The 12,187-nt window shown below is 61.7% G+C and carries 13 protein-coding genes; 7 read left to right on the top strand and 6 right to left on the bottom strand.

Annotated features, from left to right (window positions below; genetic code table 11):
• Positions 1-119: 119 nt before the first annotated feature.
• On the bottom strand, positions 120-1,250 hold the full coding sequence (locus V6M61_RS18100; RefSeq protein WP_332777984.1) for a Bug family tripartite tricarboxylate transporter substrate binding protein: 1,131 nt from the start codon (positions 1,248-1,250) through the stop codon (positions 120-122).
• Between the two features lie 38 nt (positions 1,251-1,288).
• Here V6M61_RS18100 and V6M61_RS18095 point away from each other — a divergent pair, with 38 nt between their 5' ends.
• The 4 genes from V6M61_RS18095 (at position 1,289) to V6M61_RS18080 (ending at position 5,088) form a co-directional block, all read left to right on the top strand.
• On the top strand, positions 1,289-2,200 hold the full coding sequence (locus tag V6M61_RS18095; protein WP_332777983.1) for a LysR substrate-binding domain-containing protein: 912 nt from the start codon (positions 1,289-1,291) through the stop codon (positions 2,198-2,200).
• A gap of 178 nt (positions 2,201-2,378) precedes the next feature.
• Positions 2,379-3,422 carry an SDR family oxidoreductase gene (locus V6M61_RS18090; RefSeq protein ID WP_332777982.1) on the top strand — a complete coding sequence of 348 codons (1,044 nt, stop codon included), beginning with the start codon at positions 2,379-2,381 and terminating at the stop codon, positions 3,420-3,422.
• Positions 3,423-3,547: 125 nt separating this feature from the next.
• Positions 3,548-3,808: an acyl carrier protein gene (locus V6M61_RS18085; protein ID WP_332777981.1), complete on the top strand. Its 261-nt coding sequence runs from the start codon at positions 3,548-3,550 to the stop codon at positions 3,806-3,808.
• Between the two features lie 35 nt (positions 3,809-3,843).
• On the top strand, positions 3,844-5,088 hold the full coding sequence (locus tag V6M61_RS18080) for a beta-ketoacyl-[acyl-carrier-protein] synthase family protein (protein WP_332777980.1): 1,245 nt from the start codon (positions 3,844-3,846) through the stop codon (positions 5,086-5,088).
• 174 nt (positions 5,089-5,262) lie between these two features.
• Here V6M61_RS18080 and rfaE2 read toward each other — a convergent pair whose 3' ends face one another.
• Positions 5,263-5,748: a D-glycero-beta-D-manno-heptose 1-phosphate adenylyltransferase gene (rfaE2, locus tag V6M61_RS18075; protein WP_332777979.1), complete on the bottom strand. Its 486-nt coding sequence runs from the start codon at positions 5,746-5,748 to the stop codon at positions 5,263-5,265.
• The gene (locus V6M61_RS18070; protein ID WP_332777978.1) at positions 5,745-6,614 is read right to left on the bottom strand and encodes a ferritin-like domain-containing protein; all 870 of its coding nucleotides are present in this window, start codon (positions 6,612-6,614) and stop codon (positions 5,745-5,747) included. The genes rfaE2 and V6M61_RS18070 overlap by 4 nt, the downstream gene beginning before the upstream one ends.
• Positions 6,615-6,837: 223 nt before the next feature.
• Between V6M61_RS18070 and V6M61_RS18065 the strand changes: the two genes are divergently transcribed.
• On the top strand, positions 6,838-7,443 hold the full coding sequence (locus V6M61_RS18065; protein WP_332777977.1) for a glutathione peroxidase: 606 nt from the start codon (positions 6,838-6,840) through the stop codon (positions 7,441-7,443).
• A gap of 427 nt (positions 7,444-7,870) precedes the next feature.
• Here V6M61_RS18065 and V6M61_RS18060 read toward each other — a convergent pair whose 3' ends face one another.
• The gene (locus V6M61_RS18060) at positions 7,871-8,485 is read right to left on the bottom strand and encodes a glutathione S-transferase N-terminal domain-containing protein (protein ID WP_332777976.1); all 615 of its coding nucleotides are present in this window, start codon (positions 8,483-8,485) and stop codon (positions 7,871-7,873) included.
• 162 nt (positions 8,486-8,647) lie between these two features.
• Between V6M61_RS18060 and purB the strand changes: the two genes are divergently transcribed.
• The gene (gene purB, locus V6M61_RS18055; protein WP_332777975.1) at positions 8,648-10,027 is read left to right on the top strand and encodes an adenylosuccinate lyase; all 1,380 of its coding nucleotides are present in this window, start codon (positions 8,648-8,650) and stop codon (positions 10,025-10,027) included.
• Positions 10,028-10,063: 36 nt separating this feature from the next.
• On the opposite strand, the gene V6M61_RS18050 is transcribed toward purB, so the two are convergent.
• Positions 10,064-10,366, bottom strand: coding sequence for a putative signal transducing protein (locus V6M61_RS18050; protein WP_332777974.1), 303 nt, complete (start codon positions 10,364-10,366; stop codon positions 10,064-10,066).
• Between the two features lie 107 nt (positions 10,367-10,473).
• Positions 10,474-10,944 carry a DUF3717 domain-containing protein gene (locus tag V6M61_RS18045; RefSeq protein WP_332777973.1) on the bottom strand — a complete coding sequence of 157 codons (471 nt, stop codon included), beginning with the start codon at positions 10,942-10,944 and terminating at the stop codon, positions 10,474-10,476.
• Between the two features lie 479 nt (positions 10,945-11,423).
• Here V6M61_RS18045 and V6M61_RS18040 point away from each other — a divergent pair, with 479 nt between their 5' ends.
• Positions 11,424-12,152: a TerC family protein gene (locus tag V6M61_RS18040; protein ID WP_332777972.1), complete on the top strand. Its 729-nt coding sequence runs from the start codon at positions 11,424-11,426 to the stop codon at positions 12,150-12,152.
• Positions 12,153-12,187 lie beyond the last annotated feature (35 nt).

Here is a 12,187-nt window from a genome sequence, read left to right as displayed (position 1 = left end):
CCATCGGGCGCAACTCGGCGTTGCCTACCTTGCCCGCACATGAGTGCGGGCGGCGGCAGGCGCCTTGATTTGCGCCCGATGGAACCCCTTCGCACCTCCAATATTAGTGTGAACAGGCCCTAGTCCAGCGAAATATTGCGCGTCGCCGCGAGCTTGCGCCAGGCCTCGCGGCTCTTGCGTTGCTCCTGAAGCAGCTCGTCACCTATCAGCGTATCCGGCTCTTGCCCCATGGCGAGAAGATGGGATCTGACTTGAGATGACTTCAGCGACTCCTTCAAGGTGTCCTGAAGCTTTTTGACAATGGCGGGTGGCACGGCGCGAGGCGCATAAAGGGCTGTCCAGCCTTGCAGCTGCAGCTGGGGATAACCCAACTCCGCGACAGTGGGCACATCGGGAAATCCGGCATGACGCGCGGGGCCGGTAGTCGCCAGGGCCTTCAGTTTGCCGGCCTTCAGCAATTGAGCCGTCGCCGAAGGCGTATCGAACTGCATATCGACGTTGCCGCCCAGCAAGTCCACCTGCGCAGGGCCAGGGCCTTTGTACGGAATATGGCTGAACGAGGTGCCTGTCACCAAGCCCAGCATCTCACCCAGCATGTGAGGATTGGTCGCGGTGCCGGCGCTTGCGTATGACACTTTCCCGGGATTGGCTTTGGCTGCGGCAATCAAGTCAGCAAGGCTGTTGATGTTGGACTTGCTGTTGACGACCAGGAAAAAGGGCGAAACACCTATGCGCCCAATGGGCGTAAAGTCGCCATCCGCGTCATAGGGCAATTTTCGTTTTGAAACCGCAGGCAGCATGACCATCACGCTGGAAGCCCCGGCAAGCAATGTGTAGCCATCGGCGGGCGCTTTGGCCACAGAATCCGCGCCGATGGAGCCGCCGGCGCCGGCGCGGTTGTCTACCACCATTTGCTGCCCCAGCCTGCGCCCCATGTCCTCGGCCACCGCTCTGGCAGTGGCATCCGATGCCGAGCCAGCGGTCGTGTGAACAATCAGCTTGATGGGGCGACTGGGGTAGGCCTCCTGACTGATTGCGTTGCCGATGAACGCCGTGAAGCCAATTAGAAACAACTTGCGAAAAATCCGGCTCTTCATTGGGTGACTCCGTAAAACGTAAAATGGACCGCAAAGAAGCAAAGTCTTTGCACAACGGTGGGTGCATGCTGCCCGAAAAGTGCATGATTCCTGGCGCACGCCATCGCTGTTGCTTGCACTGTAGTGTTCGGGACGTAAGGGGGTCAATTGCATTTTTCGACAGCAAAGTTGTACGCGGCGCAACCGTCAAGATGCTGAATATTCTTGCCCTCGAAGCATTGCGGGCCTTCGTGGATGGAGGCAATGTCGCACAAGCTGCTCTGAGGATTCATCGCACTGAGCCGCAGGTCAGCAGGTTATTGACAGGGCTGCAGGAATCGATGGGCTTCCCAATCCTTCGCAAGGAAGGACGATCTCTGGTTCTCACGCCGGAAGGGCGCGAGTTTTACGAGCAGGCCGAGTTGCTTCTTCAAGCCGGGGACAAAGTGCAAAGCTTCTCGCGCGAGACGCGACACCAGCGGCTGAACCACGTCAAGATCGTCGCCGCGCCGCATATCGCGGAAGGCCTGTTGGCGGATGCCATTGCCCGCGCCAGGGAAGAAAACCCAGACTTCACGGCGACCGTTGACGCACGAAACACGAGAGATATTGAATCCCTTCTGGGTCAGAGCCAGTTCGATCTGGCGCTGACCCAGCTCCCCGTCGAGCATCCCCGGGTACTTGTCAGGGAGTTAGTGCAAAGCCAAGCGGTCGTTGTCATGCAAGCAGGCCACCCCCTGTCAACCCGCGACGAGGTGACAGCCGATGACTTGCACGAGCATTGCATGATTTATTTGCCCCAGCACAGCGTCATTCGACAACGCTACGAGGCCGCTCAGAAAAAGGTTGAGCACAGGAGTTCAGCCCACTTCGAGGTCTCCAATGGGCCATTGGCGGCGCAGCTTGCCGCCAGAGGGGTCGGCGTTACATTGGCGGATCCGTTTGCCGCCTTGTCACAGCTTCATTTTGGCGTGGCAATCAGGCGATTTACGCCGGAGATTCCTCTCCGCTATGGCGTGATTCTCCCAAAGAGCAAGTTGGTCTCTCCTGCGACAGAGACTTTGATGGTTCAACTCGCCCAGGTCATTCGCGAGCGGCTCCAACTGCTGCGCAAACTCCTATGACTATCGCTATAAGCCACCACCATTGCCATGGGCGGCGGCAGGGCCATGCAGCACCGCACGACGCCCCACCGTCGGTACCGACCGAATCCGCGAGTCACGCCTGAACCGGCGCGCCGTCGCGGAGCCGTCACACCTTGCGCCTAAAATCGCCGTTTTGGCAGCTGGAATTGATGTTGACATGCAAAGCGTTCTGATCACAGGCGCCACCGGGCTGATCGGTGGCGAACTCATACTCATTCTGGCGGCGCGGGGCGTTCCCACGGTGGGGGTGGTGCGGGCGCCTGATGCGCAGGCGGCACGGGCGCGCCTGCTGGAGCGGCTGCAAAAGAGCGAACGCTGGCAGCCCCGCTATGCCGAGCTGGTCACGGCCGTCGCCGGCGATGTGTGCGAGCCCTTGTTTGGACTCGATGCCGCCACGCTGCAAGCGGCCGATGTGCTGGTGCATTCAGCCGCCAACACCTCGTTCAAACCGGGGGCCGGCGTGTTCCCGATCAACGTGAAGGCGGCCGAACAATACGCCGGCATTCTCAAAACCCTGCGTCCTTCACAGCGCGCCTTTTTTGTGGGCACCGCCGCGGTGACCACCGCGCCACGGGGCCTGATCACGGAAGACATGCCCTTTGACGGCTATGCCAACGACTACATCCTGAGCAAACGCGAGGCCGAGCGCTTGCTGCGCGCCACGGGGGTGCCCTTCGTGAGCCTGCGCCCCGGCATCGTGCTGGCGCGCGGCATTGATGACGCCAAACTGTCCCGCAACATGCTGTGGTCCATCCCGGTGATGGCCGAACTCGGTGAGGTGCCGCTGGAACCAGCGGCCAGGCTGGACTTTGCCCCGGTGGACTTCATTGCCGGCGCCATTGCCGCCATGCTGCTCAAACCACAGCTGCAGCACGACTGCTACCACGTGTCCGCCGGCGAGGCCTCCATGACCCTGCAGGCGCTGGCCGATGCCCTGACCCGGCAAATGCCAGGCATTGCACGCGTGGTCATGCGCGGACGCGATTTTGTGGTGACCCCCGAATTTGCCCGCCAGCGCTGGATGCATGGCGCCCTGGAGCCTTACCTGCCTTTTCTGAACGCCGACGCGGTGTTTTGCAACGCCCGCCTGCTGGCCGAGATTGGCAGCGCCGCCCAGGCTCCCAAACCCGATGACTATCTGAGTGAATTACTACAAAAGTTTACTTTATCGGATGCGGTCCAGCAGATGTACACGCCGTGACAAGCCTGATTTGGTATTTTCCTCACCGGTCCGAGGCCAAATATCGCTTAGTATGTAAAGAAGTGTGAAGTCCGCGTTCGGGCTTTTGCTTGGAACCATGCGCTGGGATATGAATGAATTCTGATTTGATTAACCTTTTTGCCGAAACCTTCGGGATTAGTCAGGAGCAGTTGCAGCCCGATGCCACGCTCGAAAGTCTGGGCCTGGATTCGCTGGCCGTGATTGAATTCCTGTTCCAGGTCGAGGACAAATTCAATGTCCGTATTCCCGACCAGCCCAACCCGCCGCAAACCCTGGGTGAAATGGTGCAGCTGATCGCGCCGCTGCTGCCTGCATCCGCTTGCGCATCAGTTGCCCAAGACGGCGCCACCCTGAAAGCGGCTTGACGCCGCCCGGCTTTACGGGCCAGCCCACTCAAACCATGCGCCGGGTTGCCATCACAGGTCTGGGGGTTGTATCCGCCGCCGGTTGCGGCCGTGCCGCTTTCTGGGACGCCTTGCAGCAAGGCCAATCGGGACTTCGAAGCATCGAGGTTCCCTTTCCGACCGGCCCCGAGTCCGTGGTCGCCGGCGCCATTGACTTCACACCCGACAGCCATTTCCCCCGCTCCCGGCTCATGACGCTGGACCGCACCGCGCAGTTCGCCCTGGTGGCGGCACGTGAAGCGCTGGCACAGGCCGGGCTGACCGACGACACCCAGCGAAGCCAGGCCTACGAGGCCGCCCGGTTTGGTGTTTCCATGGGCACGGGCATGGGCGGCTCCGGCAGCACCGATGTCGCCTACACCGAGCTGCTCGAACGCAAAGCCGCACGCCTGCGCCCCATGACCGTGGTGCTGGCCATGTGCAATGCCACGGCGGCCCACCTGGCCATGGACTTCGGGCTGAAAGGCCCCAGCAGCACGGTCTCCAACGCCTGCGCCTCCTCGGCGGTCGCCATTGGCGAGGCGATGCGGCAGATCCGGCATGGCTATGCCGATGCCATGCTGGTCGGCGGCACCGAAGCGCTGCTCAATCGCGGCACCATCAAGGCCTGGCAGGCCATGCAGACGCTGGCCAAGGCCCACCCCGAGGGAGAGCACGCCTCATGCCGCCCCTTTTCAGCCGATCGCAGCGGCCTGGTACTCGCCGAAGGCGCGGCCATGCTGGTGCTGGAAGCCTGGGAGACGGCGCAGGCCCGCGGCGCCCCCATCCTGGCCGAACTGGTCGGCTACGCCACCAGCACTGACGCGCACCACCTGACACAACCGCAGGCCGACGGCCAGGCGCGCGCGATCACGCTGGCGCTGGCCGATGCGGGGCTGGCTGCGCAGGACATCGGCTACCTCAATGCCCACGGCACCGCCACCGAAGTGGGGGATGTGGTGGAAACTGAAGCCATCAAGCAGGCCTTTGGCGGCGCGGCAGCCCGTCTGCCTGTCAGTTCCACCAAGGCCGTGCACGGGCACGCCATGGGGGCGGCAGGGGCGATGGAGTTTGTGGCGTCTGTGCTGGCCCTGCAAAACGGCATGCTGCCGCCCACGGCTTTTCTGGACACACCGGACCCACGCTGCGACCTCGACTATGTGCCGGGGGTGGCACGCCAGGCATATGGCCTGAAGGCGGTCATGTCCAATTCATTCGCCTTTGGCGGCTCCAACGCGGTGCTGGTGGCCAAAGCGGTTTAGCCGTCGCGAAGGGCCGCCCCGAGCAAGCGACGGCCCCCTCGGGGCTGACGTCCGCGGCTCCAAGCCTGCCTGCGCAGGCTTGGACGGACGGAAGAGCCGCTGCGTCTCGCAGCGGCACGTCCAGCGCATTACACGAAGTGAAAAGCGGGGGGCAAGCGCCCCGGCCTTGGGCCTTCAGGCGCTGGCGCGGATCTTCCTGACCAGTTCGGTGGTCGAGTAGCCATCGACAAACGGAATCGCCAGCGCCTTGCCGCCATAGCTTTCCACCACGGCCGTTTCAGCCAGCTTGCGCATGTCGTAGTCGCCGCCCTTGACCAGGATGTCGGGCTGCAGTTCGCGGATCAGCTCCAGCGGCGTGTCTTCGTCAAACCAGGTCACCAGGCTCACCGATTCGAGCGCCGCCATCATCACGGCGCGGTCCTGCTCGTTGTTCAGGGGCCGGCCGGGGCCTTTGCCCAGGCGTTTGGCGGAGGCATCGGTATTAAGCGCCACGACGAGGCTGCCGCCCAGCTGGCGCGCATTGGCCAGATAGGTCGCGTGGCCGCGGTGCAGCACATCGAACACGCCGTTGGTAAACACAACCGGCCTGGGCAGGCTGGCCAGCCGCGCCCGGGCGTCCTGGCGCGCGACGATTTTGTCAAGAAAGGCCGGCCCGCTCACACGGCCTGCGGTTTGATGTCCGGCACGATGGCGCCGGCAATTTCACGGCCCAGTTCCTTGCGGTAGCGGTTGAGCTCCTGCACGCTCTTGAAGCTCTGGTTCATCAACAGGCTCATGTTGTGCAGAATGCGCTCGACCACTTTGCCTTCCCAGACGGCATCGAACTTGATCTGGGTGTCGAGCCAGTGCTCCAGCCACTCGGGGTTGGGCAGGCGCGACTGGATGGTGTCGCGCGGGAACAGGTTTTTGTTCACGTGCAGGTTGGTGGGGTGCAGCGCCTGCGCCGTGCGGCGGGCGCTGGCCATCAGCACGCCGACCTTGGTGAACGCCGCCTTGGCTTCGTTGCCGAAGTTGTTGATGGCGCGTTTCATGTAGCGCAGGTAGGCGCCGCCGTGGCGGGCTTCGTCCTGGCTCAGCTGGGTATAGATCTGTTTGATCACCGGCTCGGTGTGCCATTCGCTGGCACGGCGGTACCAGTGGTTCAGGCGGATCTCGCCGCAAAAATGCAGCATCAGGGTTTCAAGTGCCGGGGCGGGCTCGAATTCGAAGCGCACTTCATGCAGCTCTTTTTCGGTCGGCGCCAGGTCGGGGCGAAAGCGCTTGAGGTACTCCATCAGCACCAGCGAGTGCTTTTGCTCTTCGAAGAACCAGATCGACATGAAGGCCGAGAAGTCGCTGTCGTCCTTGTTGTCGCGCAAAAACATCTCGGTGGCCGGCAGGGCCGACCACTCGGTGATGGCGTTCATCTTGATGGTCTGGGCCTGCTCGTCGGACAGCTTGCCCGCATCGAAACTGGCCCACGGAATGTCTTTGTCCATGTCCCAGCGGACGGACTCAAGCTGCTTGAATAGTTCAGGGTAAAGCATACGAACTCCTTGCGCGGCAGAAACTGCCTGGATGCATCCTCGGTGTTGCCGCAATTTTAGGCGGGGAATGTGACAACTAGTGACTTGTACGGCATTTGCAAGCAAAACTGGCGTTTTCCGGGCCCACGGCCTGGTCATGGACCGCCCTGGCGGGTGTTTCACCAAGTGCCTATAGTGGATCTCTGGCCAGGCCTGTCGTACGGCCTGACAAGAGAACAAGACTATGAACCCTGCCTCCCTCTTTTCCCTTTTTCCTCACGGGCTGGCCGTTCTGCTGCTGGGCAGCACCCTGCTGGCCAGTGCCCAGTCGCCCAGTCAAGCAGCCCCTGCGGCGCGCTCCGCCGCAGCCTGTCCCAGCCTGTTGCAACACAGCTTCTTGCGCCTGCAGGACGAAAAGCCCCAGTCACTGTGCCAGTACGCCGGCAAGGTCGTGGTGGTGGTCAACACCGCCAGCTTCTGTGGCTTTACCCCGCAGTACGAGGGCCTGGAAGCGCTGCACGCCAGATTCAAGGACCGGGGCCTGGTGGTGCTGGGTTTTCCGTCCAACGACTTTTCGCAGGAAACCGGCAGCAACAAGGAGATTGCCGATTTTTGCGAAAACACCTTTGGCGTGAAGTTCCCGATGTTCGCCAAATCCAGCGTAACGGGCCAGGCCGCCAACCCGCTGTTCAAGCAGTTGGCAGCCAAAACCGGCACGCCACCGCGCTGGAATTTTTACAAGTACGTGGTGGCGCGCGACGGGCAAGGCGTGGTCAGCTTCAACTCGCTGACCACCCCCAAAGACCCTAAATTTTTAAAGGAAATTCAAAAGCAGCTGGCCGCCCCATGAGGCCCAAGCCGCCTGCCTCGTTAACAAAATTTTACCTGTGCATACACCCGCTGGCGGGGAACTGTGATCCCATCAACAGGCTCTTACTCATATCGACTTTGAACGCGAGTGAAGGGTCGTTAAAATCAGTTTCCTGTTGCGAAGCCTTTCTGGCCTTTCAGGTCGGACTGCAATCCCGGGGCGCTTCTCCTCCTCCTCCCTCCCTCCCTCGTTCGCGTCGGGGCGCTTCGCAGCATTTTTATCTTTCGGTGGCTGACATGGCCACCCTTTTTTATGCCCGCCTGCGCGGTGGATTGTCGGGTGCGGCATTTCCGGCTTCGCGCTCGCCCGCCATTGAGCCGATCAGCTCAGGTCGAAATTAGCTATATTTTTGATAGCTATCAGCGCAATACCCTAAAGGGCAAGAACCTAGTTTGATGCCTTGACTTCAGGCCGGGACGGTTTCAATGAAGCTGGGGCGCTGCACCAGCTTTTCCTGCAGCCTGGCCAGGTTGGGGTAAGTCCCGCGCCAGTCAATCTGGCTAAAACGCAGGTCCAGGTAGCCCAGGGCGCAGCCGACCGCCACGTCCGACAGGCTGAAGTGGATGCCGCTGCAAAACGCCTTGTCGCCCAGGCCGATGCTCATGGCCTTGAGCGTGGCATTGATCTTGTCCATCTGGCGGTCTATCCAGGCCTCGCTGCGCTGTTTGGCGCTGCGGCCGGCCCAAGTGGCTTCCAGCCGGGCCAAGATGGCGGCGTCAAGCAGGCCGTCGGCCAGCGCTTCCCAGGTTTTGACCTCGGCGCGCTCGCGGCCCTGGGTCGGAATGAGCTTGCCCACAGGTGACAGCGTGTCCAGGTACTCCACGATCACACGGGAGTCAAACACGGCTTCGCCGCCTTCCATCACCAGGCAGGGCACTTTGCCCAGCGGGTTGGACTGGGCGATGGTGGTGTCGGCCGCCCAGACATCTTCCAGCACAAACTGGTAGTCGAGCTTTTTTTCCGCCATCACGATGCGTACTTTGCGCGCATAGGGGCTGGTCGCGGATCCGATGAGTTTCATAAGTGGTTTTGTGATCGTGGTCCGAATGCAGTGAATTCTATCGAGTAAGCCACGGACCCCGGCCGATACGGCCCGAAAGCGTGCAAACCGCTACGGTTTTGCGCCCCGGCGACGCGCGCAGACGACAGCGACGGCCCCAGGAACCCGGCCTACAATTGGCACATGAGCTTTTCCACCATCAATGCCCTGTCGCCGCTGGACGGCCGCTACGCCGCCAAACTTAGCCAGCTGCGGCCCTTAATGTCCGAGCAAGGCTATATGCACCGCCGGGTGCAGGTGGAGGTGGCCTGGTTTATTGCACTGTCCGATGCCAAGTTTGCCGAATTCAAGCCATTGAGCCCAGGAGCGCGCACTTACTTGCTGGGCCTGGTCAAAAATTTCTCCGAAGCTGATGCGGCCGCCATCAAGGAGATTGAAAAAACCACCAACCACGACGTCAAGGCCGTGGAGTACTGGATCAAGTCCAAGTTCGAGGCCCGGCCGGAACTGCAAAGCGCCAGCGAATTCGTGCACTTTGCCTGCACCAGCGAAGACATCAACAACACCAGCCACGCATTGCAGCTCAAAAGCAGCCGCGACCTGGTGCTGCTGCCCGCGCTCGACAAGGTGATTGCCAAGCTGCGCGAGATGGCGCACGCCTACGCAGGCGAGCCCATGCTCAGCCGCACCCATGGCCAGACCGCCAGCCCGACCACCGTGGGCAAGGAAATCGCCAACGTGGTGGTGCGCCTGGCCAAGGCCCGCGACCGGATTGCCGGCGTCCAGCTGATGGCCAAGATGAACGGCGCCGTGGGCAACTACAACGCCCACCTGAGCGCCTGGCCCGACTTCGACTGGGAGGCATTCAGCCGCAAGGTGATTGAAACACCCGAACCGCTGGGCCTGGGGCTCACGTTCCAGCCCTACAGCATCCAGATCGAGCCGCACGACTACATGGCCGAGCTGTTTGACGCCGTGGCACGGGCCAACACCATCCTGATCGACTTCGCGCGCGACGTCTGGGGCTATGTGAGCGTGGGCTATTTCAAGCAGCGCCTCAAGGACGGCGAAATCGGCTCCTCGACCATGCCGCACAAGGTCAACCCGATTGATTTTGAAAACGCCGAGGGCAATCTGGGCCTGGCCAACGCCCTGCTGCGGCATCTGAGCGAAAAACTGCCGGTCAGCCGCTGGCAACGCGATCTGACCGACTCCACCGTGCTGCGCAACATGGGCGTGGCCCTTGGCTACGCCGTGCTGGCCTACAGCTCGCTGGGCGTGGGCCTGGGCAAGCTCGAGCTGAACCGCGAAGCCCTGGCCGAGGACCTGAACGCCTCCTGGGAAGTGCTGGCCGAGCCGATCCAGACCGTGATGCGCCGCTACGGCGTGCAGGGTGCTTACGAAAAACTCAAGGAAGTCACGCGCGGCAAAACCGTGACGGCCCAAGCGCTGCACGGGCTGATCCAGTCGCTGGCGATTCCGGATGCCGAAAAACAGCGCCTGCTGGCCCTGACGCCGGCCAGCTATGTCGGCATGGCGGCCAAGCTGGCGAAACGGGTTTAAGCCTTTGATGCGTTAATGCCTTGACGGCCCGAGATTTCAGGCCGGCCTGTCGGCCCCGCAGTGCCAGCACTGCTCAAAACCGCCTTCCACCAGTTCCCCGCAAGCGCACAGCCAGCGGCGCTGCGGCATGTGCTGCAGGCTGTGCAGCAGTTCGCGCGCCCGCGGCGCCTGCTCGTCGTGCATGAGCCAGACTTCCGGCAGGCACTGGTCGGGTGGCAGCTCTCCGGCCACGCTGCCTAAAAAGTAGCGCTGCACGCTGGCCTCAAAACCGGCCTGCTGCAAGACGTCCGCCCACAGCGCCGCGATGGCAATGTTGGGAGCGCGGGCGAGCCGAAGCATGGAACGAGTGTAGCGCATTGCCGGAAACTCGCCACGCGCTTAGCTATTAAATTGATAGCTATTTGTATATATTACACAAGGGCTACAGACCTGAAAAGCCAGTATTTTCAGCCTTGACCGGCACCCGGACCAGATGCTGCATCCCCATCCCTGCGGGTGTCCCGGGCATCCCTGTTTTCCAGCGCGCGGTCGGCATAGCGGCCAAAGCGCCAGGCGCTCGCCTCCTGCGTGATGCGCTGCCAGGTGCTGCGCTTGGCCGCCGGGCTCATTTCGGGCCAGTGCTGCACCTCGTCAAAGGTGCGGCCGCACCCTTTGCACAGGGCATCGCCTTGGCTGGTGGAGCAGATCGCGATGCAGGGCGTGTCGGCCGTGGTGTCATACCAGGCACGCCAGGCCGCCATGGCCTTGGGCGGAAAAGTCTTTTCATCGGCCTCGTCTTCGCGGTAAAACACCATCAGCGCGTAAACCTTGGCCAGCGCGCGCAACTCCGGCGCGAGGGTAATCCCGTCAGGCGACGGTTTTTTCTCGCGCCAGTAATTGATGGCAGCCTCGATGTCGGTAATGTGAATGCCGGCCATTCGGATCTCAGGGTTTGAAAAGGTTGAAAGTGGGGTGGAAACGTGCAGGCTCAGGGCTTGCCGCCGCAGCGGACCCCTGCACCGCCGATATTGACGCTTGGGGAGTGGATTATGAGCCCGATGGCTGGCCAGCCTGCGCGCCAACCCGCATGAAACTGAACGATTTGCAAAAAATCCGGTTTTATTGTCCAATAGCAGAACGAAGGGGAGTAACTCCCTCGTTTTGCTGACATATTCGATAACAGACATCACAGCAAAATCGCTTCGGCAAGTCGTCATTTCGAAGTTCACACTTCCGGCTTGCTGGACATGCAGCGACACTGCATGTCGAGCCAGACCTTCGATTGAAACCTGTACAGGTTTGATCGGAGCGTTCGTGGCACCAATGGGCCGCACCACTCACCAACCTGTCCAGTTTCAACGAAGCCGGAAATCCGTCCCACGGATTTCCAAGTCGAAACTTGATACGGAGTGTGAACATGGAATTATTTACGGCCACCTGGTTTTCCGCCCTGCTGGCCATCATCCTGATTGACCTGGTGCTGGCCGGTGACAACGCCATCGTGATTGCGCTGGCGGCCCGCAACCTGCCGCCGAAGCTGCAAAAAAAGGCCATCATCTGGGGCACCGTTGGCGCGATTGTCGTGCGCTCGGCGATGACCGTCGGCGTGGTCTGGCTGCTCAAGATCCCGGGCCTGATGCTGCTCGGTGGCCTGGGCCTGCTGTGGATTGCCTACAAGCTGCTGGTTGACCAGGACGACAAGGGACACGATGGCCCGATCGCCAGCACCTTCTGGGGCGCCATGAAGACCATTGTGGTGGCCGATGCCCTGATGGGCATTGACAATGTGCTGGGGGTGGCCGGCGCCGCGCACGGCTCGTTTGACCTCGTCATCATCGGTCTGCTGGTGAGCGTGCCCATCGTCGTGTTTGGCAGCACCCTGGTACTCAAGCTGGTGGAGCGTTTCCCCATCATCATCAGCCTCGGCGCCGCCGTGCTGGCGATTACCGCCGCCAAGATGATTATGAGCGAGCAGTTGCTGGCCGTCATTTATGGCGGTCCTGACTCCTTGCCCAGCACCCAGACCCTGCATACCGCCGCCCAGTGGGTCACTTACGCGCTGGCCGTGGCCGGTGTGCTGGGTGCCGGCTGGTGGGCCACGCGTCGCGCCAAGTCCGAAGGCAGTGGCGAACTCATCCCGCATTAAGGACCGAGCATACGCAAAGGCCTGCATGGGCCTTT

Origin of the sequence: Polaromonas sp., from assembly GCF_036676035.1 — a bacterium.
GTDB lineage: Bacteria > Pseudomonadota > Gammaproteobacteria > Burkholderiales > Burkholderiaceae_C > Polaromonas.
This window is presented reverse-complemented; position numbering and strand designations above follow the sequence as displayed.

Excerpts from the sequence above, each read along its gene's own strand:
- V6M61_RS18060 (WP_332777976.1), bottom strand. The coding sequence starts at position 8,485 with ATGAAACTCATCGGATCCGCGACCAGCCCCTATGCGCGCAAAGTACGC.
- purB (WP_332777975.1), top strand. The coding sequence starts at position 8,648 with ATGAGCTTTTCCACCATCAATGCCCTGTCGCCGCTGGACGGCCGCTAC.
- V6M61_RS18100 (WP_332777984.1), bottom strand. The coding sequence starts at position 1,250 with ATGCAATTGACCCCCTTACGTCCCGAACACTACAGTGCAAGCAACAGC.
- V6M61_RS18040 (WP_332777972.1), top strand. The coding sequence starts at position 11,424 with ATGGAATTATTTACGGCCACCTGGTTTTCCGCCCTGCTGGCCATCATC.
- V6M61_RS18065 (WP_332777977.1), top strand. The coding sequence starts at position 6,838 with ATGAACCCTGCCTCCCTCTTTTCCCTTTTTCCTCACGGGCTGGCCGTT.
- V6M61_RS18050 (WP_332777974.1), bottom strand. The coding sequence starts at position 10,366 with ATGCTTCGGCTCGCCCGCGCTCCCAACATTGCCATCGCGGCGCTGTGG.
- V6M61_RS18070 (WP_332777978.1), bottom strand. The coding sequence starts at position 6,614 with ATGCTTTACCCTGAACTATTCAAGCAGCTTGAGTCCGTCCGCTGGGAC.
- V6M61_RS18090 (WP_332777982.1), top strand. The coding sequence starts at position 2,379 with ATGCAAAGCGTTCTGATCACAGGCGCCACCGGGCTGATCGGTGGCGAA.
- V6M61_RS18045 (WP_332777973.1), bottom strand. The coding sequence starts at position 10,944 with ATGGCCGGCATTCACATTACCGACATCGAGGCTGCCATCAATTACTGG.
- V6M61_RS18095 (WP_332777983.1), top strand. The coding sequence starts at position 1,289 with ATGCTGAATATTCTTGCCCTCGAAGCATTGCGGGCCTTCGTGGATGGA.
- V6M61_RS18080 (WP_332777980.1), top strand. The coding sequence starts at position 3,844 with ATGCGCCGGGTTGCCATCACAGGTCTGGGGGTTGTATCCGCCGCCGGT.